The sequence below is a fragment of the Celeribacter halophilus genome, assembly GCF_018860305.1.
GTDB classification, from domain to species: Bacteria; Pseudomonadota; Alphaproteobacteria; order Rhodobacterales; family Rhodobacteraceae; genus Celeribacter; species Celeribacter halophilus_A.
The window spans coordinates 293726-318383 of record NZ_JAHKPE010000013.1; the positions used below are offsets into that span (position 1 = coordinate 293726).

Genomic DNA, 24658 nt, shown 5'->3' on the forward strand with positions numbered 1-24658 from the left:
CGGGGCGGGGCGGGTTCCTGTGCATAAACGTGAATTGCCTGATTTGTGGGCGTAATTCCGGCCGTGCGGTTAAACTGTGGGCAAGGGAAGGTTATTTAGGATGCAGAATTGTACACAATTGCAGCACTCCGCGCGCCGAAATGTCATCAGGAGGCAGCCGTTCCGGCGAATCCCGGATTTCAATAACCTCGGAGCATCTCATGCACAGCCCTTTGTCCCCCACCTCCATCGCCGCGCCTTTCGGAGCCTATAATCATGGTATCGCCTCCGCACCTGCAGGGCGGGTGATCGTGACCTCGGGCCAGTTGGGGCTGGCTCCGGATGGCAGCACGCCGGAGGGCGTCAAAGCACAGGCGGAACAGTGCTTTGCCAATATCGATGCGATTTTGAAAGAGGCCGGTGTGGGGCGTGAAGCGGTGGTGCGAGTGAGTGGCTTTGTGACAGCACGCGAAGATTTCCCGACCTATATGGCGGTGCGCGATGCGTGGCTGGCGGAGGTAGAGGTCAAACCCGCCTCGACGCTCCTGATTGTCACGGGGTTCACCCGCGAAGAATTCAAGGTCGAGGTGGAAGTCACCGCTGTCGCCCCCGCATAATCGGAGGCGCCGTGTTTGCACGGTTTTTCAGCATATGGCCGAGGTGAAGTGTTTCGCTCTGTGGCTGTGCCCAATCTGGCCAGCGCAGAGGATTGGCTCAGAGTTTGACGCCGAGCCGTTTGAGCACGGGTTTCCACTGCTCTTTCATCGGCGCATATTTGGCCTGCGTCTTGTCAAAGATCGACAGCCCTTCACGCGCCAGATCGACATAGGCCGCGCGTTCGGAGATCATCGTGACGATCTCCTGCCCGTTGGCCTCCAGAAACTCCTTGAGCAACCGCCCGTCCTTGCGCCGCGGGTCGATGCGCGAGCCGATGGGGAGAATCTCCACCTTGTCTTTGCGGATGCGCTTGAGATCGCGCAGGGTCTTCAAAAAGCCTTTGACCGCCAGTTCGTCGAACATCGAGGGCATCACCGGCGTGACCATGAAATCGGCCTCTTTGAGAAAGGGCTTGGCCTCGTCGGCCTCAAGCCCCGCACCGCTGTCGATCACCAGCCATTCGGTCTTTTTCGGCACGGAAGGCCGCACCTCACCCGACCAGTTGAGCACCGGAATATGCGCGGCATAGGCCGAGCGGCGCTTGCCCCACATCCGTGCGGATTGCTGCGGATCTGCGTCCGCCAGTGCGACCCTGCATCCGGCCGCTTTCAGCGCGGCAGCCAGAGTGATCGCTGTCATCGTCTTGCCGGAGCCACCTTTGCTATTGGCGACGAGAAGCGTTTTCACGGGTCACGATCCTTTCTTGGCGTTTTTCTTGAGGAATTTGCGGATATGATCGCGCAATTCGCGCGAGGCGGAGGTGTCCATATCCTCGCAAAGCGCGACAAAGGCATCCCTGTCCGCTTTTGGCAGGCGAATGATCAGCGTGCTGTCTTTTTTATTCTTCGGCGCCATCGTTCCGTCCTGTTTTGCCTATACGTTGTATATACATTGTGCGGTGAGGGTCAAGGGGTGAAAAAGCGCTTTTGGTGCGGGGCTGCCCGAGGGGCGAGGCGTTGGAAAATCAAACATAGCGATGCTGTGCGTGGTGTCCGTGTTTTGAATGATAACAGGTTGATGCCGCTTTTCCCAAGGGTTTCAAATGACATAGATCATAGTTTTGCAAACTTGCCGCGTCCTGCCTGCGATTTCGCAAAGTTTACCTCTGCCTTCAACGCGCGGGCTTTTCACGGCGCAGGCTTTGCCCTACCAAGTAGGAAACGCGTTATTTTCAGCACAAAGGACAACCATGTCTCATCCAAAGCTTCTCATCTCCGCCCCGTTTTTCACGCCGGACGAACTGGCACGGGTTGAAGCCGTTGCTCCGAGTGTGCTGGCCGGAACGCCCGAAGAGCGCGCGGCGCTGCCTGAAGACCTGCGTGCAGGGATCACGGCGATGGCCAACAAGGGTCACAAACCCATCGACGGGGCGCAGATGGACCTTTTCCCGAACCTCGAAGTGATTGCGCAATTCGGTGTGGGCTATGATGCCATCGACGTGGCGGCGGCTACCGAGCGCGGCATTCGCGTGACCAATACGCCCGATGTGCTCAACGAGGATGTGGCCGATCTGGCGCTGGCGATGATGCTGGGCTGGTGCCGCGAGATCATCAAGGGCGATGCCTGGGTGCGTGACGGGACATGGGATACGGGCGAGTCCATGCCGCTCAATCGCAAGATGTCCGGTGCGCCGGTCGGGATCGCGGGCATGGGCCGGATTGGTCGCGCCATTGCGGACCGCTGTGCCGGTTTTGGTATGGAGGTGCATTACACCTCGCGGTCCGAAAAGGAGACACCGGAGGGCTGGGTCTATCACGGTGAGGATGTTGTCGCGATGGCGGATGCGGTCGAGTGGCTGGTCGTGGCGGTTGTTGGTGGCGAACACACCAAAGGCTATGTGTCGAAAGAGGCCATCAAGGCGCTTGGCCCGCGTGGTGTTGTGATCAACATTGCGCGTGGCACCTGTATCGACGAAGAGGCCCTGATCGAGGCGCTTGAGACGGGGGAGATTGCGGGGGCAGGGCTTGATGTCTTCAACAACGAGCCGCATGTGGACCCGCGCCTGATCGCCTTGCCCAATGTCCTGCTGCAACCGCATCAGGCTTCTGCAACCGTCGAGACCCGCCGCGATATGTCGTTGCTGCAATGTGCAAATCTGTCGGCTTATTTCGCCGGTGAGGCTCTGCTGACACCTGTGAACTGAGCGCATTTGGGGAAAGCTGGGCATGGCAAAAGGCCCACACCCGCCGCCTTGCATGGCGGTTTTGGACAAAACCTGTTTCGCCGGAGCGTCAAAGGGCTTTAACTGGCGGGATAAAAGAATGAACGTGAAAGGATACACGTCGATGAAATATGTGCTGCTGCTCGGGGGCGCTTTGGCTCTTGCGGGTTGTGAGGCCCCGTTGACTGACGAAGGCTATCTCAAGGAAGTGCCGGAGGGTCTCGCGGCAATTGCTGCGCCGAACCAGAACCTTTCTGCTGTGCAGATCAGTGCCGAAGACGGGTGCTACTGGTATCGTCATGACGGGCCGGTCGAGGACACATTGCTGCCGCTTAGGGCCAAGGACGGTCGTCCGATCTGCACCGTGGCGCCGGAAACGCTTGAAACCGCGATGTGACACGGTTTCTTCGGCTCTCTCTGCGGGGAAGGGCTGATCCGCTTGGACCAAACCTTTCGCGATGGACTGGATAACGGGTCTGTCGCGAAAGGCGGATGTTGTGCGCCGCACATGTGCGGATCGTGCATGGGGATTGCAGATCAAGACAGATCACAGAGGCAGAGCGACCGCGCGCAAATCAAGAGCGGGCACTTGATGGCCCGCTCTATGTCTCCAATCAAGTCTCCGAGGGACCACGCAGAGCTTTAGCTCAGTGCGGTCACATAGCTTTCTGCCGGATAGAGATGCGCAGTCACACCGGTATCCACGCGGTCATACAGGTCGATGACATGGGCCATGACCATTCGCACACAACCGGAGCTCGCCCGCGTCCCGATGGAACGCGGATAGGGTGTGCCGTGGATGCGCAGATAGGTGTCGCGATTGCCGACATAGAGGTAGAGCGCACGCGACCCCAGCGCATTGCGCGGACCCGGATCCATCCCGTCAGCATATTGTTCATAGACTTCGGGTTCGCGTTTGATCATCGCGGGAGTAGGCGTCCATGTCGGCCATTTCGCCTTGCGCCGGATCGTGTAAGTGCCGGGCTCGTATAGCCCGTCCCGCCCGATGGCGACACCGTAGCGCATGGCCGTGCCGCCTTCTTCCACGAGGTAGAGGTAGCGGGCAACGGCATCCACATGGATGTCACCGGGGCGCAGCCCGTCCTTGGCCTCGACGCGGCGCGGGAGGAAGCGTTTGTGCAGCCCCCAAGGGTTCGAGGTTTCAAGATCGAACCCCGCAGGTGTCACTTGCGCGTCCCAGCGTTCCCAGTCGCTTTTGGATGCGGCCAGCGCAGGGGTGCCGGCAACGGTTCCGAGGGCCGTGGCAGAGAATAAAGCGGTGGACGTCTGAATGAAATGGCGACGGGTTAACATGGTGGAATCCTTACGACTGAGCTAGAGTGTGCGTAGTTTTGGCGGCAGCCTTTTGAGTCACATACCTAGGCTAAACCCGTAAAAACGCAAGTCATTCCCTGTCGGGTCACGATTCTGTGTGGTCTTGCTGCACGAGGGGCACGCGTGTGTTTTTGGATGTGATTTACATGTGCCGGCTTTGAAATGTTAGCGCTGCGTTTGGTGTTGGTTGCGTCTATGCGGTGGGCTTCTGTTGAAGTTTATCCTTCAAGTTGTTGATTTTGCGTAAATAAAGCCGATTGTTTGCGGCATCTCCCGAGCCCTGATCGCCTGCAAGATTGCTAGAGGCGTGAAGCCGTGTTCCGTATTGCCTTATTCCTATCGAAACAATCAGGATTGACTTGTCCTACCAAAGAAGTCAGATATTGCGTGAGAGCGCGACACAAGAATGCGCATTCAGGAATCCCCGCGCTTTATTCCGCGTCGGGGGCAATGAGACAAAGGGACCAGACCAGATGAAACGTATGATGACGGCGGTGATTGCTGCCACTCTTCCGGCCGCTGCTTTTGCAGGTGAAGCCGAAGTTGTGACCAACTATGCCGATATTGCCCATGCCGGTTACGAAGACAGCCTGATCAAGGCGAAAGAACTGGATGCGGCAATCGAGGCCTTTGTTGCGGCACCGTCTGAAGCCACGCTGGCCGCGGCCAAAACCGCATGGATCGAATCCCGCGTGCCGTATCAGCAGACCGAAGTGTATCGTTTCGGCAATGCCATTGTTGATGACTGGGAAGGCAAGGTGAACGCCTGGCCGCTCGATGAAGGTCTGATCGACTATGTGGACGGCTCCTACGGTGGCGCCACGGACGAAAACCCGCTTGCCGCGCTCAACGTCATTGCCAATCCGACGTTTGAACTCTCGGGCGAAACGGTTGATGCCTCCCAAATCACGCCGGAGCTTCTATCCGACACGCTGCATGAGGCCGACGAGGTCGAAGCTAACGTGGCCACCGGCTATCACGCCATCGAATTCTTGCTCTGGGGCCAAGACCTTCACGGCACCGAGCATGGCGCTGGCGAGCGTCCCTACACCGATTACCTGACCGGCGACGAGTGCACCGGTGGAAATTGTGAGCGTCGTGCCGAGTATCTTCTGGCGGCCACCGATCTTCTGGTGTCCGATCTGGAGTGGATGACCGCGCAATGGGCCGAAGGTGGCGCTGCGCGTGCGGCGGTAGTGGATGATCCGGCGGCAGGCATCACCGCGATGCTGACCGGCATGGGCTCGCTGTCTTACGGTGAGCAGGCGGGCGAGCGCATGAAGCTCGGTCTTATGCTCAACGATCCGGAAGAAGAGCATGATTGCTTCTCTGACAACACCCACAACTCGCATTTCTATGACGGCATGGGCATGCACAATGTCTATTTCGGCAAATACACCCGCGTGGACGGCACTCAGGTGAAAGGTGAAAGCCTTGCTGATCTGCTGGCCGAGAAAGACGCCGATCTGGCCGCTGAACTGGGCTCTGCCCTCGATAAATCCGTGGCTGAACTGGCCGAGATCAAAGCCGCAGCCGAAGCCGGTTTCTCCTATGACCAGATGCTCGCACGCGGCAATGAGGCTGGCGAAGAGTTGATCATGTCTGCGGTGGATGCGCTGGTTGCGCAGACCCGTGAAATCGAACGTGCGGTGAGCGTGTTGACCGAAGCTGATATCGAAGTCGAAGGCTCCGACAGTTTGGACAACCCCGACGCCGTGTTTGAATAACGATATTGACGGGCCGGAGGTTTCCGGCCCGTCACCTGCCTGCGCAGTTCATGTGAGCCGTCAGGCCACCTTCAAACCAAGGGCAGGAGATTGCCGTGCTCTGTCCTGGTCCTGATAACCGGAGTGACCCATGATTGTCTGTTCCTGCAATGCCATCACCGACCGCGACATCCATGCCGCGATTGATTGGATGCGTGCGGCGGACCCGCAGACCATTATCACACCGGGCAAAGTCTACCGCGCCTTGGGCAAGACGCCCGATTGCGGCGGCTGCATGTCGCTTTTCCTTTCTTCCATGCGTCAAAATGATAACCTCGAAGTGCCTGCCGAATTGCGTGGGTTGAAGGAACACCGCATCAGACGAAAGGGATAACCCTATGAAAGGCGACGCAAAGGTCATCGAGTACCTGAACGCAGCGCTCCGCTCCGAACTCACCGCAGTCTCTCAATACTGGCTGCATTTTCGGCTTCAGGCCGATTGGGGGCTGGCAAAAATGGCCAAGAAGTCGCGCGAGGAAAGCATCGAGGAGATGAACCACGCCGACAAGCTGATCGACCGTATCATCTTTCTCGAAGGTCACCCGAATCTGCAAAAACTCGATCCGCTCAGGATCGGTGAAACCCCGAAAGAAACGCTTGAGGCGGATCTCGCCGGAGAGCTTGACGCGCTCACGCTTTATAAAGAGGCGCGCAGCTATTGTGAATCTGTTGGCGACCATGTGTCGAAAGCGCTTTTTGAAGAGCTGATCGCCGACGAGGAAGGCCATGTTGATTTTCTCGAAACCCAGCTCGATCTCTACAGCCGTCTTGGCGAGCAAGGCTACGCGCTGCTTAACGCGGCCCCGATGGACGAAGCGGAATAACACCGCTCTGACACTCACCCTGTCCCTGAGCCTCGCGGCGAGCATGGGACAGGGCGCTTGTGCTGATCCTCTCCTGATCTCCGACCCGCATCTGCCTGCCGTGCCACGCACGCAGGCCGAACACGCACGCATTGCCAAGGTCATCGCGCCCACTGCTGATTTTACCCAGCCGGAGGTGTTCGAGGCCAATCAGGGCGGTGCGGGAACCGTGGCGGATACGGGCGACGAGACTGTTTTCAGCCAGCCGCCATCAACCTTGCCCTTCGAGACGAAACTCGACTTTGAACTGGGCAATGCGCTTTTTGCCAAGCTCTGGGTGTCATCGCCCTCTTCGACAAAGGCCTCCGACGGGCTTGGGCCGCTGTATAACGCGCGCTCCTGTCAGCGGTGCCACGTCAATGACGGGCGGGGCCATCCGCCGGAAGGGCCGGAGGATGCGCGGACCTCCATGTTCTTGCGTCTCTCGGTGCCCGCAGAAGATGCGCCGCTTACGGAACTGGAAGCCTATCTTGCGCAGATCGACGGGGAGGCCGCCACGCCGCGCACCCGCCCTGTGCCGGGCTATGGCGGGCAGCTTCAAGACCTGTCGCTCGTGGGGTTTGCGCCCGAGGGGCGGTTGGAGATCGATTACGAAGAGCAGCCCGTGACGCTCAACGGGGGCGAGATCGTCTCCTTGCGCAAACCGGTCTACTCGATTTCCGCGCCGGCCTATGGCCCCTTGCCGAAGACGCTGCAACTCTCGCCACGTGTGGCCAACCCGATGATCGGGCTGGGACTTCTGGAGGCGATTCCCTCCGAAGACATTCTGGCGCTGGCCGATCCTGATGATGCGGATGGAGATGGTATCTCTGGCCGTCCGAATATCGTGTGGTCACGGCATTTTGAACAGCCCATGTTGGGGCGTTTCGGCTGGAAGGCGGGCGAGCCGACGGTGGAGGAACAGTCCGCCGCGGCCTTCCATTCCGACATCGGCATTTCTTCTCCGCTCTTTCCCGCGCCCTCCGGTGACTGCACGGCGGAGCAGGTCGACTGCCTCGCAGCCCCGCACGGCGCAGATGATGTGCGCGGGGCGGAGATTGATCAGATCGGCATGGATCTTTTGACGTTTTATGCAGGAAATCTTGCGGTTCCGGCCCGCAGGGACCTGTCCGACCCGCAGGTGCTGCGCGGCAAGGAGATGTTTTTCGAGGCCGGATGTAGCGCCTGTCACACGCCCAAACACGTCACGGCGCGGTTGACCGGTGACAAAAACGCGCCGCGTTCGTTCCAGCTGATCTGGCCCTATACCGATCTTCTGTTGCATGACATGGGCGAGGGGCTTGCCGACCATCGTCCCGAACATCGTGCCACAGGACGGGAATGGCGCACCGCGCCGCTCTGGGGGATCGGTTTGACCTCACGTGTTTCTCGGCCTACGACCTACCTTCATGACGGGCGTGCGCGCTCGCTTCTGGAGGCAGTGCTCTGGCACGGCGGCGAGGCGCAAGGTGCCTGTGATGCCGTTACCCGAATGCCGCCCGAGGACCGCGCTGCACTGATCCGTTTTCTCGAAAGCCTTTAGAGGACCCCATGCGCAAGCTCACTGCTCTTTGTCTCTCGCTCTCCTGTGCAACACCGCTGGCGGCCGATCCGCTTCATGAAGCGCTGGTGCGGGCTGTGAATGACCACACAATACCGGCGGTCAAAACCTTTGATGCCGAGGCCGCAGCACTTGCCGATGTGGCAGCGCAGAATTGTCTGCCCGAAGCGGTGAAGCCCGCCTATCATGCGGCCTTTGATGCGTGGATGGGATTGCAGCATTTGCACATGGGGCCGGTCGAGGCCAACGGACGTATCCTCGCCATTGCCTTCTGGCCGGACAAAAAGGGTATGACTCCGCGCACTCTAGCCAGCTATATCGTCGATGAGGATCCGATCATTGAAGACCCCGCCGAATTTGCCACCGCCTCTATCGCGGTGCGGGGGCTCTTTGCGTTGGAATACATGCTCTATGATACGCAGTTCGACGGCTATGAGGACGGCAGCTATGCCTGCCATCTGGTGCAGGCGATTGCGCATGACTTGGGCCGTATGGCGCATGAGATTGATCAGGAATGGACCATGCCGGATGGGTTTGCCGACACGCTTTTGAAAGCCGGTGACGCCGTCCAGCCGCTTTATCTGAGCGAGACGGAAAGCGTGCAGGCGCTTTACACTATGCTCACGTCGTCTTTGGAAAACACCAAATTGCAGCGCATCGGACGGCCCATCGGCACTTTCGAGCGCCCGCGCCCCACCCGTGCCGAAGCCCGCCGCTCCGCACGTTCCGCGCGCAATGTTATGCTCCAACTCGAAGCCGCCCGCGATCTGGCACGCAAACTTGCGCCTGGCGAGATGCCCTTGGCCGAGGCCGCCTTTGCCAAGACGATCACCCTGACCGAAGAGCTTGATGATCCTGCCTTTGCAGGCGCCGAAGATCCGATGGGCCGGCTCAAGATCGAGATCATCGGCCAGAACATCGACACGATTCTCGGGCATCTGGCCAATGAGGTGGGCGCACCTTTGGGCGTCTCCGCTGGTTTCAACGCCTCTGACGGCGACTGACCGTCTCTCTAATTTCCGCAATAAAAGCAAAAACACTGGGAAACTCCGTTATGAGTACACGTCGTACATTCATTAAAGCCGCCTTGGCTGCCGCTTTCGTTCCGCGCCTGAGCTGGGCCGATGCGGGGTCTCCGGCCTTTTTGGGCGCGGCCAAGGACACCAATGGCGATTATGCGCTCTATGGTCTGGATCATGATGCGCAAATTCTGTTCCGCGCACCTCTGCCTGCGCGGGGACATGCCGCTGCGGCGCATCCGACCAAGCCCGAGGCCGTGGCCTTTGCCCGCCGTCCGGGCACCTTTGCCGTGGTGGTGAATTGCGCCACAGGCAAGATCACCCACCGGCTCGATGCGCCGAAAGGGCGGCATTTCATGGGGCATGGGCTCTTCGTGAATGACGGGGCTTTGCTGGTCACGCCGGAGAACAATTACGCCGAGAAGAAAGGGGTTCTTGGCATCTGGGACCGCGCCAAGGGCTACACCCGTGTGGGCGAGGTGGCGACCCACGGTATCGGTCCGCATGATGTGCGCCCGCTGTCGGACGGGACGTTGGTGGTCGCCAATGGCGGTATTTTCACCCATCCCGATATCGGTGAGGGGCGGCAAAAGCTCAATATCGACGATATGGAACCTTCGCTGGTTTACCTTTCTCCGAGTTTCGCGCTGGAAGAAAAGCATGTCCTCGCGCCGGAACTGCATCAGAACTCGATCCGGCACCTGTCCATCGGGCCTGACGATCAGGTGGCTTTCGCGATGCAGTGGGAAGGTGACGAGATGGAGCTTGTCCCGCTGATCGGTCTGCACCGGCGCGGTGAAGAGGTGATGTTGCCGCAGGCGGAGATGGGCGAGCAATATGCGATGAAGGGTTATGCCGGCTCGATTTCCTTTTCGGGCGATGGCACGGAGGTGGGGATCACCTCGCCACGGGGCGGGCGGCTGCACCGTTTCGCGCCGGATGGCACATTCCTCGGGGCGGTGCTGCGTGGTGACATCTGTGGTCTGGCGCCGCGTGAGGACGGGTATCTCGGCTCTGACGGATTCGGCGCGCTCCTGGCGCTCAAGGAGGGCATGTCACCGCTGAATGCGGTTCCGGGGCTGGCGTGGGACAATCACCTTGTCGCCCTGCCTGCTCTGGTCGGGTGAATCACATTTATCAAAAATTTTCTCCGAATTTGAGGCAAAGCGGCAACACCCCTCATGTTGCCGCTTTTGTGAACGGTGGCTTGTTGCTTATGGGGTTGTCTAATGGATTGATATTAAATTAAAATTTGTTTTTCTCGCGTGCCTGTGCAAATAACGCGCCCCCTAAAATGACCGGAGGAAAACCGCGACAGACACCGGGTGCTCTTGCAGGTCCCCAAGTCCGCTACTAAGACTTGAGTAACACTTCCGCGCTAACACATCAGATGAAGCAACAGGCAGGGCCCGATGAAAGATCCGATTGATACCTACATGAACACACTCGTTCCCATGGTGGTCGAGCAGACGAGCCGTGGTGAACGCGCTTACGATATTTTCTCGCGTCTTTTGAAAGAACGCATCATTTTCCTCAACGGGCCGGTCCATGATGGCATGTCCTCGCTGATCTGTGCCCAGCTTCTGTTCCTTGAGGCCGAGAATCCGAAAAAAGAAATCGCGATGTATATCAACAGCCCGGGTGGTGTCGTGACCTCCGGTCTGTCGATCTACGACACGATGCAATATATCCGTCCGAAAGTGTCGACCCTCGTGATGGGGCAGGCGGCCTCTATGGGATCTTTGCTTCTGACGGCGGGCGAAAAAGGGATGCGCTTCTCGCTGCCCAATTCCCGCGTCATGGTGCACCAGCCTTCTGGCGGCTATCAGGGGCAGGCGACCGATATCATGATCCATGCGCAAGAGACGCAAAAGCTCAAGGATCGCCTGAACCAGATCTACGTGAAACACACTGGCCAGAGCATCGAGACCGTGGTCGATGCGCTTGAGCGTGACAATTTCATGTCGCCGGAAGATGCGAAAGAGTTTGGTTTGATTGACGAAATCGTCGAAAACCGCGCGCCGCTCGAAGAGTAAGACGCTTGGCGCATCGGCTATGGTCGGTGTGCCGTTTCATTCTTGAGGTAGGGCAGCCTCATGATCGGGTGTTCAGTCAATGGGATTTTGCCATTGTGCCCGAAAATCGGCTGTCCTACACTCTGTCAAATATCGCCTTTTGGCCGGCCCTGTCGGTTGAAGCACAACACAAGAGAGCCCGTCTGGGGTTCAGGGGAATGTGATGAGCAATTCGTCCAGTGGTGACAGCAAAAACACGCTTTACTGCTCGTTCTGCGGCAAGAGCCAACACGAGGTGCGCAAACTGATTGCGGGCCCGACCGTGTTCATCTGTGACGAATGCGTCGAGCTGTGCATGGATATCATCCGCGAGGAAACGAAGACCTCCGGTCTGAAATCCTCCGAAGGTGTGCCGTCGCCGAAAGAGATTTGTCAGGTTCTTGATGATTATGTCATCGGACAGGCGACCGCGAAACGCGTGCTCTCGGTGGCTGTTCACAACCATTACAAACGTCTCAACCACGCCGCCAAAGGCGCGGGGGATATCGAGCTTGCGAAGTCGAACATCCTTCTGATCGGCCCGACCGGTTGCGGGAAAACGCTTTTGGCACAGACGCTTGCGCGTATTCTTGACGTGCCGTTCACAATGGCCGACGCAACCACTCTGACGGAAGCGGGCTATGTGGGCGAGGATGTGGAAAACATCATCCTCAAATTGCTTCAGGCCTCCGAATACAATGTCGAACGCGCACAGCGCGGCATCGTCTATATCGACGAGGTCGACAAGATCACCCGCAAATCCGACAACCCGTCGATCACCCGCGATGTGTCGGGTGAGGGGGTGCAGCAGGCGCTTCTCAAAATCATGGAGGGCACTGTGGCCTCCGTGCCGCCGCAAGGCGGGCGCAAGCATCCGCAGCAGGAATTCCTGCAAGTGGACACCACGAACATCCTTTTCATCTGTGGCGGCGCCTTCGCCGGTCTCGACCGGATCATTGCGCAGCGTAACAAGGGCTCTGCCATGGGCTTTGGCGCGGATGTCAAAAATGATGACGACCGTGGCGTAGGGGAATTGTTCCAGGAGCTTGAACCGGAAGATCTGCTGAAATTTGGCCTGATTCCCGAATTTGTTGGCCGTCTGCCCGTTCTCGCAACGCTGGAAGACCTCGACGAAGACGCGCTTGTCACCATTCTGACGCAGCCGAAAAACGCTTTGGTGAAACAGTATCAGCGATTGTTCGAACTCGAAGATGCTCAGTTGTCCTTCACCGAAGAGGCGCTGGCCGCCATCGCCAAACGCGCCATCGAACGCAAAACCGGTGCGCGTGGCCTGCGTTCGATCCTTGAAGATATCCTTCTGGATACGATGTTCGAACTGCCGGGGATGGAGAATGTCTCCGAGGTGGTGGTCAATGAAGAGGCGGTGACGTCGGATGCCAAACCTTTGATGATCTTTGCCGAGGATGAGGCCAAGGAAAAGACTGCGTCTTGATCCTTTCGGAATAAAACTCTCGAACACCCCGCCGCAAATCATGTCGGCGGGGTTTTGCTTTTTCGCTCGATGGGGCGGAAGAAAACGCAACCTCTGCGGCTGCTGCCCTCTGGACCTCCGCGCGCGGATGGTTCATAGAAAGAACCGAGCGAAATTCGAAAGGTGACAAGGTCATGGGAATTTTGAACACGGCGTTACGCACGCTGATCTGGTGGGACGGTCAAACCATCGGGACACAGCTTTTCACATGGCGCAAGGGCATCAAGGTCGGCGAGGATGCGCAGGGCAATGTGTTCTATCGCAACAAAGACGACAGCCGCCGCTGGGTCATCTATAACGGTGATGTCGAGGCGACACGCGTCAGCCCCGATTGGCACGGCTGGCTGCATCGCACATTCGACAACCATCCCGGTCATGACGCGCTTGAGCACAAGCCTTGGGAAAAAGAGCATGTCGAGAATCTGACCGGCACAGTGGCCGCCTATGCGCCCGCCGGTTCGATTCGCCGCGTGCATCCGGTTGAACGCCGCGACTATGAGGCGTGGCAGCCCGAGTAACCCGACCAACCGTCGCGCAGAAATGCGGGGCGGCAAGGTTTCGGGAGTGTCGATAACCCGTCAATGTCTTGCGGGCGCTCGCTCGCGACCTTGTTCAAGTCCATTCCGGAAGGCTTAAATGGCAGAAAATCCGACAGAAGTTGCGGTAGGTGCAGGCGTGATCGCGCTCGCTGTGGGCTTCTTGCTCTATGCAGGCCAGATCACCGGCCTTGGCTCCGGCGCCTCCGAGCATTACCAACTCACCGCCTCTTTCCGCTCCGCCGAGGGGATTTCAACCGGCACCGATGTGCGGCTGGCGGGGGTCAAGGTCGGCACGGTCACGGACCTCGACTTGAACCGCGAAACATTCCGCGCGGAAGCCAAACTCACCCTCGACAGCGATATTGTCCTGCCGGATGACACGGCGGCGATGATCGCGTCCGAGGGGCTTCTGGGCGGCAATTTTGTTGAGCTTGTTCCTGGCGGCTCCATGTTCAATTTCGAGGATGGTCAGGTGATCGCGGACACGCAGGGTTCGGTTAGTCTGATTAACCTCCTTCTCAAATTTGTCACAGGCAGCGGCGATGACGCGGGGGCGGCACAGTGATTCCGTTGCTGCGCGCCGCATCACTCTCCTTGCTATTGGTTGCTCCCGCTTGGGCGCAAGAGGGCGGCTTTGACGACGATCTGGAAACCGGCCTCGACGAAATTATCATCACCCCGCTGGATGAGGATGCCGATATTGGCGGTTTCGGGGCTGGCGGGCTGTCGCTTGAGGACTTGCAGGACCTGCCCAATGGCGGCTTCCAGCAAGAGTTGAAAGACATCACCACTGAGTTGCAGGAGAAAGTCGTCTCGGCCTCCGGTGCCACCGTGCGCGCGCTGGACAAGTTGACGGGTGAAGTCGCGGATTTGACACTTGAGACCGGAGAGACGCAGGCGTTTGGCCGGATTGAAGTGTTTCTGGGCGATTGCCGTTATCCTGAAAACAACCCGTCGGGCGATGCCTATGCTTATCTCGTCGTGCGTGCGCAGGGCGAGGAAGCCCCCGTGTTCTCCGGCTGGATGGTGGCTTCAAGCCCTGCTTTGAATGCGATGGACCATCAGCGTTACGACATCTGGCCTCTGAGTTGCAGCACGTCTTGAGGCGTGAGCGGATCTGACGCGGCGTTGAAATCCGCGTTGTGCTGCAAGGCTTCATGCAAAAGACTGCGATATTGCGCGCGCGAGATTTCGATACCACCGAGACTGGCGAGATGTTCAGTCAGGAATTGCGTGTCGAACAGGGTAAACCCCGTGCGTCTGAGATGGGTGACCAGATAGGCCAGAGCGAGTTTGGACGCGTTTGTCACCCGTGAAAACATGCTCTCCCCGAAGTATGCCGTGCCCAAGGCAAGCCCGTAGGAGCCTCCGACGAGGCGCGGGCCGTCCCAGATTTCCACGGAATGACCAAAGCCCATCTCGAACAACTGCCCGTAGAGATCAAAGATTGTGGCATTAATCCATGTCTCTTCACGGTCGGCGCAGCCCTCCATGACGCCGGAAAAATCCTGATCGAAAGTCACGCGGTAGCGGTCTTGCCGGATCAGACGGGCGAGCGAGCGGGAGATGTGGAACCCGTCCAGCGGGATGATGCCTCTTTCGCGCGGATCGACCCAGAACAGGCTTTCATCCTCGCGACTTTCCGCCATGGGAAAGACGCCGTTGGCATAGGCTTGCAGGATCAGTTCAGGGGACAGTTCGACATGGTTCATAGGGAGAATGTGACGCGGCTTTCGGCAAATGAAAAGGCCGCGCTAGTGACGCGGCCTTTCAAAATCTCTTGTATGCGGGATTTCAGCCGAGATGGGTCTCTAGCCATTTCTCCAGCCAGTGGATGTTGTAATTGCCCGTGAGCACATCCTCTTCCTGCAACAGCGCGTGGAACAGCGGGATCGTCGTGTCGACTCCGTCCACGATCAATTCGCCCAGAGCGCGGTTGAGGCGCGCGAGGGCTTCGGGACGGTCGCGCCCGTGGACGATCAGCTTGCCGATCAAACTGTCGTAATAGGGCGGGATCGTGTAGCCGTCATAGAGCGCGGAATCCATCCGCACACCCAGGCCGCCCGGCGCATGGTATTGCGTGATCTTGCCGGGGCAGGGTGTGAAGTTCGGCAGTTTCTCTGCGTTGATCCGCACTTCAATGGCATGGCCGTCGAGCAGCAGATCATCCTGTGTGAAGGACAGTTTCTCACCCGCCGCGACGCGAATCTGTTCACGCACGAGGTCTTGGCGGAAGATCGCCTCTGTCACCGGATGTTCGACCTGAAGGCGGGTGTTCATTTCAATGAAATAGAACTCGCCATCCTCATAGAGAAACTCAATCGTGCCCGCGCCGCGATAGCCCATCTCTCCGATGGCCTTGGCGCAGATGCCGCCGATATGGGCGCGCTCTTCAGGAGAGATCGAGGGGCCGGGGGCTTCCTCGAACACCTTCTGGTGGCGGCGCTGAAGCGAACAGTCGCGTTCGCCCAAATGGACCCCGCCGCCCTGTCCGTCGCCAAAGACCTGCACTTCGATGTGACGCGGTTTCTGGAGATATTTCTCCATATAGACTTCGTCATTGCCAAAGGCGGCTTTGGATTCGGAACGCGCGGTGCGGAAGGCAACTTCGAGTTCTTCTTCGTTCAAGGCCACTTTCATGCCGCGACCGCCGCCGCCGGCTGTGGCTTTGATGATCACCGGATAGCCCATGTCGGCTGCGGCTTTCTTGGCCGAGGCCACATCGGGCACGCCGCCCTTGGAGCCGGGTACCACAGGGATGCCGAGTTTTTCGGCGGTCTCTTTTGCGGTGATCTTGTCGCCCATCTGGCGGATGTGCTCGGCGGAGGGACCGATAAAGGTCAGATCGTGATCTTCGACGATCTGCACAAAGGCCGCGTTTTCCGAGAGAAACCCGTACCCCGGATGGATCGCTTGCGCGCCAGTGATCTCACAGGCGGCAATGATCGAGGGGAAGTTCAGATAGGACTGTGCCGAAGAATTCGGGCCGATACAGACCGCTTCGTCCGCCATGCGCACATGCATGGCGTCTGCGTCGGCCTCCGAATGAACGGCCACCGACTGGATGCCCATCTCGCGACAGGCACGGATCACCCGAAGGGCAATCTCGCCACGGTTGGCGATGAGGATTTTATCGAACATCGGGAGCCCCTTATTCGATGATCATCAGAGGAGCGCCGAATTCGACCGGAGTGCCGTCTTCGACGAGAATGCGTTTGACCGTGCCGGATTTCGGTGCGGGGATGTGGTTCATGGTCTTCATGGCTTCGACGATCAGGACCGTCTGGCCTTCGGAGACCTTGTCACCTACTTTGACGAAAGGCGCAGCACCCGGTTCTGCGGCGAGGTAGGCGGTACCAACCATCGGCGAGGGCACGGCGTTCGGATCATTAGCCGGATCGCCTGCATCTGCAGCAGGGGCTGCGGCCGGAGCGGCGGCGGCGGCAGGTGCGGCGGCCACGGGGGCCGGTGCGGGGGCTGCAACGGTCTGAACAACCTGCGGTGCGGCGCGGCTTACGCGGACGTTGAGGCTGTCATTGTCGCCGTATTCGCGCATGACTTCGAGTTCGGTGAGCTCGTTGGCGCTGAGGAGTTCGGCCAATGCCTGAATGAAGGCCACGTCGGCGTCGTTTTGCTTTGTCATATGTTCAACTCGGTTTTTATGGCCGCCCGGTTCTCTGGCGATGCCCGTTTGGACATGCCGTTTGAGCCCAGGCTGATTGATCTTCTGATCTCCGTATATAGGGGTTGTGACGTTGCGTGAAAACCCGCTATCCGGCCGGCCGCGCCGGAGAATGACGTAAACTCTGCCCATGTTTTGGGCGTTTGCGCATGATTATGTGGCTTGAGGCGGCGCAAAAGACTGAAAATGACCATGTCTTAAATTTTACCGCTTGATAAAAAAATGAAGCCTGCCACCTTCGAGTCACAAGAAAAGCAAGCCAATAGGGAGCAAGCCGATGTCCAACACCCCGCTGACGCCTGGCATTACAGCCGGACGCCTGCCCGAGGAAAGCTATGCGGCGCAGTTTTCCGATCTGCATCCGGTGCTCGATGAACACGAGGCACTGGTGGCTGCGGATCGGTGTTACTTTTGTCACGACGCGCCCTGTATGACGGCCTGTCCGACCTCGATTGATGTGCCTTTGTTTATCCGGCAGATCATGACAGGCACACCGGAGGCCGCTGCAAAGACCATTCTGGAGCAGAACATTCTGGGCGGCATGTGTGCCCGCGTCTGTCCTACGGAGACGCTCTGCGAAGAGGTCTGTGTGCGCGAGGTGGCGGAAGGCAAGCCGGTCGAGATCGGCCGTTTGCAACGCTATGCGACCGATATTCTGATGGAGAAGGGGGTGCATCCCTTTACCCGCGCAGAGCCGACCGGAAAGACCGTCGCTGTGGTCGGAGCCGGTCCGGCGGGGCTTTCGGCGGCGCATCGTCTGGCCATGTATGGTCACGATGTGGTGATGTTTGACGCGCGTCCGAAGTCCGGCGGCCTGAACGAATACGGCATCGCGTCTTACAAGGCACCAGACGGGTTTGCCCAAAAAGAGGTGGACTGGCTGATGCAGATCGGCGGGATCACCGTTGTGAATGGCAAAAAACTTGGTGCGGAACTCTCGATTGAGGGGCTCAAGTCCGAATATGATGCGGTGTTCCTTGCCATTGGTCTTGCGGGTGTGAACGCCCTGCGTGCCGAGGGCGAAGACAAGAGCGGTGTTCTTGATGCTGTCGATTTCATCTCGGAATTGCGTCAGGCAGAGGATCTTTCGAAACTGCCAATCGGGCGCAATGTTGTGGTGATCGGTGGCGGGATGACCGCCGTGGATGCGGCGGTGCAGGCCAAGCTTCTGGGCGCGCAAAACGTGTCTATGGTTTACCGTCGTGGCCGCGCGCGGATGTCGGCCTCCGAGTATGAACAGGATCTTGCCGCCTCCAAAGGCGTGCAGATTTTCTACAATGCCGCCCCTGTCGCGGTTTACGGCAACGGGTCTGTGACCGAGGTGGAATTCGAATATACCGCCGAGGATGGCGGCACGCTCAAAGGCACGGGGGAGACTTTCCGTCTGCCTGCGGATCAGGTGTTCAAGGCCATCGGTCAGGCGCTTGATGGTGTGCCGGAAGAGATCGAAATCACGGGTGGCAAGATTGCTGTGGATGCTGTGGGGCGGACCTCCGTGCCGGGCATCTGGGCCGGAGGCGATTGTGCCACCGGGGGGGAAGACCTGACCGTGACGGCCGTGGCCGAGGGCCGCGATGCCGCTGAAGATATCCACGCCAAGCTGATGGAGGGCTGAGCCATGGCCGATCTGACGAGCACTTTTTGCGGCATCAAAAGCCCCAACCCGTTCTGGCTGGCCTCCGCGCCGCCGACTGACAAGGAATACAACGTCCGCCGCGCCTTCGAGGCCGGATGGGGCGGTGTGGTCTGGAAAACGCTTGGCGAGGAAGGCCCGCCGGTCGTCAACGTCAACGGCCCGCGTTACGGCGCGATCTACGGCGCGGACCGGCGTTTGCTTGGGCTGAACAATATCGAATTGATCACCGACCGTCCCTTGGAGGTGAATCTCGAAGAGATGACGCGGGTCAAAAAAGACTATCCTGATCGGGCGCTGATTGCCTCCGTGATGGTGCCTTGTGATGCGGAAAGCTGGAAGAGCATCATTCCGCGCATTGCCGAAACCGGTTGCGACGGGTTCGAGTTGAACTTCGGCTGTCCGCACGGGATGGCCGAGCGCGGCATGGGCGCAGCCGTAGGGCAGGTGCCTGAGTATATCGAGATGGTGACGCGCTGGTGTAAAGAGGCGACGGACTTGCCGGTGATCGTCAAGCTGACGCCGAACATCACCAATATTCTCGCCCCCGCCGAGGCGGCTCTGCGCGGTGGGGCGGATGCGGTGTCTCTGATCAACACGATCAATTCGATTGCCACTGTGAACCTTGATATGTTTGCGCCCGAGCCGATGATTGATGGCAAAGGCACGCATGGCGGCTATTGCGGTCCGGCGGTCAAGCCGATTGCCATGAACATGGTGGCCGAGATCGCGCGCAATCGTGAAACCGCAAACCTGCCGATCTCCGGCATCGGCGGCGTGACTACATGGCGCGACGCGGCGGAGTTCATGGCTTTGGGTGCGGGCAATGTGCAGGTCTGCACGGCGGCAATGACCTACGGGTTCAAGATCGTGCAGGAGATGATTTCGGGTCTGAGCCAATACCTTGATGAAAAGGAGATGGCGCTTTCCGAACTGGTCGGTAAAGCCACGCCGAATGTGACGGATTGGCAATATCTCAACCTCAACCACGTCACCAAGGCGGAGATCAGTCAGGACGACTGTATCAAATGCGGGCGCTGCTATGCGGCTTGTGAGGATACGTCGCACCAAGCGATTGAAATGTCGGCGGACCGGATATTTACCGTCAAGGATGAGGAATGTGTGGCCTGTAATCTCTGTGTGAATGTCTGTCCGGTTGAAGGGTGCATCACAATGAAAACGCTTGAAAAAGGCGAGGTGGATCCGCGCACGGGAGAGACGGTTGGCGACTATGCCAACTGGACGACGCATCCCAACAATGTGGCGGCTTGCTCGGCGGAGTGATCCGGCGCGCCGGAGGTGAGGGTGCTTTCCTTCGGTGCTGGTCTTTATGTTGCAGGCGCAGTTTGTGCAAAAGAGTAAACCCCCGTGATGTCGCGGGGGTTTCTTTTTGTTATGTGAGACGCGGTGCCTAAGGCGGGCCTATGATCCGCCGTCAAAAGGTGTCGGCTGCACCGCTGCCGGTCCGGCATAACGGCTTTCCGGATCTATGGCCTCAGCGGGCACGGCACTCAGAGATAATGTCTGCTCGACGGCCTGTTGTTCTGCGTGCGCGTCTCTAGTCGCTTCGTTCCCGTTCTCAAGCGGCACTCTATCCGGCATTGAAGCCGATCTTGCGTCCGACATTCCGGTGCTCTGCGAACGAGCCGATGGCGCGATTGCGGCCTCGTCCTCTGATTGCGTGCGTTTGGCGGCATGTTCGGCGATGGCGTTGCGCAGGTCCATCCTGACCTCCAGAACAGAGGCCTGAAATGCCGGTGTCGGTCCGACCAGCACATCCTCGGGCAAGGCGTTCTGCGCAGCGGAGGGGTGTTCCGAGACAGATGTCGGAACTGCGCCAGAGGCAGTCTCGGCGGCCTCTGTGCGTGGATAGGTCAGGATATCGCCGTTCTGGCCGGGAAGCTCGTTCCCCTTGGTATAAGTCGTCGTTCCGTTCAACGCGGTTTCCGCGATTTCGGGAACGTCCGGCTTTGGCGGATCAGGTGGTTGCCGGAATGCAAATCCACCGCCTCCGAAAGCCGGCACGCCCGTCACATTGGTCATGCTCAAGCTCCTTTTCTCAGGAGCCCCCACCACGAATCTTTATAAGAGATTACGGTTTTTCAGGGGTTAATATCCCCAATTATTTTGACTCTTGGTTAACCCGCAGGTGGCGTGAGCATCCGACGGAACAGCGTGTCGAGATAGGCTTCGGCATCTTTGAAATGGGCGTCCCCCTCGGGCTTCAGAATGCCACGGACCTGCACATCGAAATCCGCATAATGCTGGGTGGTCGACCAGATCGAGAAAATCAGGTGATAGGGATCGACAGGAGCCAGCGCACCCGAGGCGATCCAGCCGTTGATCACGGCGGCCTTTTCCTCGACCAGTGTTTTCAGCTCTCCCTCGATCTTGTCCATGATATTGGGCGCGCCTTGCACGATCTCGTTGGCAAACAACCGGCTCTCGCGCGGGAATTCGCGGGCCATTTCAAGTTTGCGTAAAACATAGGCAAGGATCTCTTCTACAGGCTCGCCGTCTGCCTGCATTTTGCGCAATGGATCAAGCCAGTTTTGCATCAACTCGTCGATCAAGGCGCGGTGGATCGCGACTTTCGAGGGAAAATAATAGAGCAGGTTCGGCTTTGACAGCCCTGCGGCTTTGGCAATCTGGTCCAGTGTCGAGCCGCGAAATCCGTATTGGGAAAAAACATCGAGAGCGGCATCCAGAATGGCTTCTGTGTTCTTTTTCTGGATTCTTGTGCGGGGTTTTCGCCCCAACGTATCACGATTGATTCCCATTCTGATCCTGCTTCCTGTCACCTGTAGGGACATACTTGCTAAAAAAAACGTCAAACCGAAGCGGGAATTGCCTTAAAACCGTTCGTGGTGCAAGTTTGCATGGGTTTTAGGCACTCGCATTGTTTTGTGTCTTCGCGAGTTGCTGTTAGGGTTCCCTTGACCAAATGGTCAAACCTTGAGGGAGATAGAGCGTCACCACATCCGGAGCAAAGAGGTCTGTCGTATGACATGGACACTTGAACGGTTTTGGCGGTGATCTGCAATCCCGGTGCGACAGGGGCGATGCGCCCGCAGTGCCGATCAGGGTGATCCGTTTGGAACGACAGATTTATGGAAAGGAAACCCCATGGCCAGCGCAGCCGCAGGTGAGAACCTCAAAATCAATTCGGAACGTCTTTGGGACAGTCTCATGGAGATGGCAAAGGTCGGACCCGGGGTGGCCGGAGGCTGTAACCGCCAGACGCTGACCGATGAAGATGCCGAGGGCCGCAAGCTGTTCCAGAAATGGTGTGAAGAGGCGGGGATGACTATGGGGGTCGATGCTATGGGCACGATGTTCATGACTCGCGAAGGCACCGATCATGAGGCTTTGCCGGTCTATGTCGGATCGCATCTCGACACCCAACCCACCGGCGGAAAATATGACGGGGTTCTGGGGGTTCTGGGCGCGCTTGAGGCGGTGCGGACCATGAATGATCTGGGCATCAAGACGAAACACCCGATTGTTGTGACCAACTGGGCCAACGAGGAAGGCGCGCGTTTTGCACCGGCCATGCTGGCCTCCGGAGTTTTTGCAGGCAAACACACGATGGACTACGCCTATGCCCGCACCGATCTTGAGGGCAAGACCTATGGCGAAGAGCTGGAGCGTATTGGCTGGAAAGGTGACGAAGAGGTCGGCGCGCGCAAGATGCATGCCTATTACGAGCTGCACATCGAGCAGGGGCCGATTTTGGAAGCCGAGGGCAAAGACATCGGCGTTGTGACCCATTGTCAGGGGCTTTGGTGGCTGGAATTCACGCTCACCGGAAAAGAGGCGCATACCGGCTCCACGCCGATGGCGATGCGGACCAACGCCGGGCTGGCAATGGCACGGATTCTGGAGATGGTGCAGGAGGTGGCAATGGACCACCAGCCGAACGCCGTGGGCGGTGTGGGCCAGATGCAATTCAATCCGAACTCGCGCAATGTCTTGCCGGGAACGGTGGTGTTCACGGTCGATATCCGCACACCGAGCATCGAGAAACTGACCTCCATGCGCAGCCAGATCGAGGAACGTGCCGCTGCAATTTGTGAGGAGATCGGCGTGGGCTGTTCGGTGGAACCTGTCGGACATTTCGATCCGGTGACTTTCACGCCAGAACTTGTGTCGAACGTGCGCAATGCGGCGGAAAAACTGGGGTATTCCCATATGGATATCGTTTCGGGCGCCGGACATGACGCCTGTTGGGCCGCAGCCGTGGCGCCGACGACGATGATCATGTGCCCCTGTGTCGATGGTCTGAGCCACAACGAAGCGGAAGAGATCACGCCGGAATGGGCCGCTGCGGGCACGGATGTGCTGATGCATGCGGTGCTGGAAACCGCCGAAATCGTCGAATGAGTATTTGAGCCATCAGAAAGCCGGAGCGCGTCGGGAACAAGGCGCGCCGCTTTTTGCCAACAAGGAGATAGATTATGAGCAAGGTGATCAAGGGCGGCACGGTCGTCACAGCCGATCTGACCTATAAAGCCGATGTGAAAATCGAGGACGGGGTGATCGTGGAGATCGGGCCGGACCTGAGCGGAGACGAAATTCTGGATGCGGAGGGCTGTTTTGTGATGCCCGGCGGGATCGACCCGCATACGCATTTGGAGATGCCGTTTATGGGCACGTTCTCCGCCGATGATTTCGCCTCCGGCACCCGTGCGGCTTTGGCGGGGGGCACGACGATGGTGATTGATTTTGCCCTGCCAAGCCCCGGTGAAAGCCTGTTGGATGCATTGAAGGTCTGGGACAACAAATCCAGTCAGGCCGCCTGTGACTATTCTTACCACATGGCCATCACATGGTGGGGCGAGCAGGTCTTTGACGAGATGAAGATCATCACGGAAGAGAAGGGCATCAATACTTTCAAGCACTTCCTTGCCTATAAAGGGTCGTTGATGGTCAATGATGACGAGCTCTATGCCTCGTTCAAACGTTGTGGAGAGCTTGGCGCGACGCCTTTGGTTCATGCCGAGAACGGCGATGTGATCGCAGAACTCACAGCGCAGCTTCTGTCCGAGGGTAACACCGGCCCTGAGGCCCATGCCTATTCCCGTCCGACACAGGTCGAGGGCGAGGCCACCAACCGCGCGATCATGTTGGCCGATATGGCTGGTGCGCCGCTCTATGTGGTGCATACCTCTTGCGAGGAAAGCCACGAAGCGATCCGTCGTGCCAAGATGAACGGCAAGCGGGTCTGGGGCGAGCCTTTGATCCAGCATCTGGTTCTGGACGAAAGCGAATATTTCAATGAGGACTGGGACCATGCCGCGCGGCGTGTGATGTCGCCGCCGTTCCGCAACAAGAAGCATCAGGACAGCCTCTGGGCCGGTCTGGCGTCGGGGACATTGTCCTGTGTGGCGACCGATCACTGTGCGTTTACGACCGAGCAGAAACGCTATGGCCTTGGTGATTTCTCGAAAATCCCGAACGGCACCGGCGGGCTTGAGGACCGGTTGCCGGTGCTCTGGACCAAAGGTGTGGAGACGGGGCGGATCACGATGAACGAATTCGTCGCCGTTACTTCAACAAATATCGCCAAGATATTGAATTGTTACCCGAAAAAAGGTGCGGTTCTGGTGGGTTCGGATGCCGATTTGGTGGTGATGGACCCGTCGATGGGCAAGACGATTTCGGCCGATACACAGGCCTCTTCGATCGACTATAACGTCTTTGAAGGGATCGAGGTTACGGCGCTGCCGCGTTACGTTCTCACACGGGGCTATGTCGCCGTGGACAAGGGCGAATTGAAGGCCAAGGAAGGTCACGGCGAATTTGTGGCCCGCGATCCGAATGCGACGGTGAACAAGGCGCTGTCCAAGTGGAAAGAACTGACCTCGCCGCAACCGGTGGTGCGCACGGGTATTCCCGCGACCGGCGTCTGAGGCGTCACAAAGAGATCGGGCAGGGC

At 58.6% G+C, this 24658-nt stretch carries 26 protein-coding genes; 18 read left to right on the forward strand and 8 right to left on the reverse strand.

The features are described from left to right. Positions 1–200 precede the first annotated feature (200 nt). A complete protein-coding gene (locus tag KO492_RS03030) occupies positions 201–596 on the forward strand; it encodes a RidA family protein (RefSeq protein WP_216043613.1) in 396 nt (131 codons plus the stop codon). A 97-nt stretch (positions 597–693) separates the two neighbouring features. Here the strand turns inward: KO492_RS03030 and KO492_RS03035 are convergent, their stop codons facing one another. Continuing rightward, positions 694–1323: a ParA family protein gene (locus tag KO492_RS03035; RefSeq protein ID WP_216043614.1), complete on the reverse strand. Its 630-nt coding sequence runs from the start codon at positions 1321–1323 to the stop codon at positions 694–696. A gap of 3 nt (positions 1324–1326) precedes the next feature. Beyond that, the gene (locus KO492_RS03040; RefSeq protein ID WP_170125644.1) at positions 1327–1491 is read right to left on the reverse strand and encodes a hypothetical protein; all 165 of its coding nucleotides are present in this window, start codon (positions 1489–1491) and stop codon (positions 1327–1329) included. Between the two features lie 334 nt (positions 1492–1825). On the opposite strand from KO492_RS03040, the gene KO492_RS03045 reads away from it, so the two are divergent. Continuing rightward, entirely contained in the window at positions 1826–2779 is a 954-nt protein-coding gene (locus tag KO492_RS03045; RefSeq protein WP_216043615.1) for a 2-hydroxyacid dehydrogenase, read from the forward strand. Between the two features lie 118 nt (positions 2780–2897). Beyond that, the gene (locus KO492_RS03050; RefSeq protein WP_252735188.1) at positions 2898–3194 is read left to right on the forward strand and encodes a hypothetical protein; all 297 of its coding nucleotides are present in this window, start codon (positions 2898–2900) and stop codon (positions 3192–3194) included. Positions 3195–3439: 245 nt separating this feature from the next. Here the strand turns inward: KO492_RS03050 and KO492_RS03055 are convergent, their stop codons facing one another. Next, positions 3440–4111, reverse strand: coding sequence for a L,D-transpeptidase (locus KO492_RS03055; RefSeq protein WP_066606365.1), 672 nt, complete (start codon positions 4109–4111; stop codon positions 3440–3442). 494 nt (positions 4112–4605) lie between these two features. Here KO492_RS03055 and KO492_RS03060 point away from each other — a divergent pair, with 494 nt between their 5' ends. The 11 genes from KO492_RS03060 (at position 4606) to KO492_RS03110 (ending at position 14509) form a co-directional block, all read left to right on the forward strand. Continuing rightward, a complete protein-coding gene (locus KO492_RS03060; RefSeq protein ID WP_216043616.1) occupies positions 4606–5859 on the forward strand; it encodes an imelysin family protein in 1254 nt (417 codons plus the stop codon). A 130-nt stretch (positions 5860–5989) separates the two neighbouring features. Continuing rightward, a complete protein-coding gene (locus KO492_RS03065; RefSeq protein ID WP_216043617.1) occupies positions 5990–6232 on the forward strand; it encodes a (2Fe-2S)-binding protein in 243 nt (80 codons plus the stop codon). Positions 6233–6236: 4 nt separating this feature from the next. Then, positions 6237–6722, forward strand: coding sequence for a bacterioferritin (bfr, locus tag KO492_RS03070; protein ID WP_216043618.1), 486 nt, complete (start codon positions 6237–6239; stop codon positions 6720–6722). A 43-nt stretch (positions 6723–6765) separates the two neighbouring features. Then, positions 6766–8283: a di-heme oxidoredictase family protein gene (locus KO492_RS03075; protein WP_216043619.1), complete on the forward strand. Its 1518-nt coding sequence runs from the start codon at positions 6766–6768 to the stop codon at positions 8281–8283. Between the two features lie 8 nt (positions 8284–8291). Continuing rightward, entirely contained in the window at positions 8292–9305 is a 1014-nt protein-coding gene (locus tag KO492_RS03080; protein WP_216043620.1) for an imelysin family protein, read from the forward strand. 50 nt (positions 9306–9355) lie between these two features. Next, positions 9356–10447, forward strand: a complete 1092-nt coding sequence (locus KO492_RS03085; protein ID WP_216043621.1) for a DUF1513 domain-containing protein — start codon at positions 9356–9358, stop codon at positions 10445–10447. 285 nt (positions 10448–10732) lie between these two features. Next, positions 10733–11356 carry an ATP-dependent Clp protease proteolytic subunit gene (locus KO492_RS03090; protein ID WP_066606390.1) on the forward strand — a complete coding sequence of 208 codons (624 nt, stop codon included), beginning with the start codon at positions 10733–10735 and terminating at the stop codon, positions 11354–11356. A 202-nt stretch (positions 11357–11558) separates the two neighbouring features. Further along, complete coding sequence (clpX, locus tag KO492_RS03095) at positions 11559–12827, forward strand: ATP-dependent Clp protease ATP-binding subunit ClpX (RefSeq protein WP_216043622.1); 1269 nt, start codon at positions 11559–11561, stop codon at positions 12825–12827. A gap of 173 nt (positions 12828–13000) precedes the next feature. Next, positions 13001–13384: an NADH:ubiquinone oxidoreductase subunit NDUFA12 gene (locus tag KO492_RS03100; RefSeq protein WP_216043623.1), complete on the forward strand. Its 384-nt coding sequence runs from the start codon at positions 13001–13003 to the stop codon at positions 13382–13384. 118 nt (positions 13385–13502) lie between these two features. Continuing rightward, positions 13503–13970, forward strand: a complete 468-nt coding sequence (mlaD, locus tag KO492_RS03105; protein ID WP_216043624.1) for an outer membrane lipid asymmetry maintenance protein MlaD — start codon at positions 13503–13505, stop codon at positions 13968–13970. After that, positions 13967–14509 (forward strand): DUF2155 domain-containing protein, encoded by a 543-nt coding sequence (locus KO492_RS03110; protein ID WP_303578268.1) that lies wholly within the window; start codon positions 13967–13969, stop codon positions 14507–14509. The genes mlaD and KO492_RS03110 overlap by 4 nt, the downstream gene beginning before the upstream one ends. Here the strand turns inward: KO492_RS03110 and aat are convergent. The 3 genes from aat to accB form a co-directional block, all read right to left on the reverse strand. Further along, positions 14473–15117: a leucyl/phenylalanyl-tRNA--protein transferase gene (gene aat, locus KO492_RS03115; protein ID WP_216043625.1), complete on the reverse strand. Its 645-nt coding sequence runs from the start codon at positions 15115–15117 to the stop codon at positions 14473–14475. The genes KO492_RS03110 and aat overlap by 37 nt on opposite strands. Positions 15118–15199: 82 nt before the next feature. Then, complete coding sequence (accC, locus tag KO492_RS03120) at positions 15200–16546, reverse strand: acetyl-CoA carboxylase biotin carboxylase subunit (protein WP_216043626.1); 1347 nt, start codon at positions 16544–16546, stop codon at positions 15200–15202. A 10-nt stretch (positions 16547–16556) separates the two neighbouring features. Then, positions 16557–17048, reverse strand: coding sequence for an acetyl-CoA carboxylase biotin carboxyl carrier protein (gene accB / locus KO492_RS03125; protein WP_216043627.1), 492 nt, complete (start codon positions 17046–17048; stop codon positions 16557–16559). 316 nt (positions 17049–17364) lie between these two features. Between accB and KO492_RS03130 the strand changes: the two genes are divergently transcribed. Both KO492_RS03130 and preA read left to right on the forward strand, forming a co-directional pair. Further along, positions 17365–18702 carry an NAD(P)-dependent oxidoreductase gene (locus tag KO492_RS03130; protein WP_216043628.1) on the forward strand — a complete coding sequence of 446 codons (1338 nt, stop codon included), beginning with the start codon at positions 17365–17367 and terminating at the stop codon, positions 18700–18702. 3 nt (positions 18703–18705) lie between these two features. Next, positions 18706–20004 (forward strand): NAD-dependent dihydropyrimidine dehydrogenase subunit PreA, encoded by a 1299-nt coding sequence (preA, locus tag KO492_RS03135; RefSeq protein WP_216043629.1) that lies wholly within the window; start codon positions 18706–18708, stop codon positions 20002–20004. Between the two features lie 138 nt (positions 20005–20142). Here the strand turns inward: preA and KO492_RS03140 are convergent, their stop codons facing one another. Together KO492_RS03140 and KO492_RS03145 are read right to left on the reverse strand one after the other, a co-directional pair. After that, a complete protein-coding gene (locus tag KO492_RS03140) occupies positions 20143–20763 on the reverse strand; it encodes a hypothetical protein (RefSeq protein WP_216043630.1) in 621 nt (206 codons plus the stop codon). Positions 20764–20858: 95 nt separating this feature from the next. Continuing rightward, positions 20859–21500: a TetR family transcriptional regulator C-terminal domain-containing protein gene (locus KO492_RS03145; protein ID WP_216043631.1), complete on the reverse strand. Its 642-nt coding sequence runs from the start codon at positions 21498–21500 to the stop codon at positions 20859–20861. Between the two features lie 346 nt (positions 21501–21846). Here KO492_RS03145 and KO492_RS03150 point away from each other — a divergent pair, with 346 nt between their 5' ends. Beyond that, positions 21847–23103: a Zn-dependent hydrolase gene (locus KO492_RS03150; RefSeq protein WP_216043632.1), complete on the forward strand. Its 1257-nt coding sequence runs from the start codon at positions 21847–21849 to the stop codon at positions 23101–23103. A 74-nt stretch (positions 23104–23177) separates the two neighbouring features. Then, positions 23178–24632 (forward strand): dihydropyrimidinase, encoded by a 1455-nt coding sequence (gene hydA, locus KO492_RS03155; RefSeq protein ID WP_216043633.1) that lies wholly within the window; start codon positions 23178–23180, stop codon positions 24630–24632. Positions 24633–24658 lie beyond the last annotated feature (26 nt).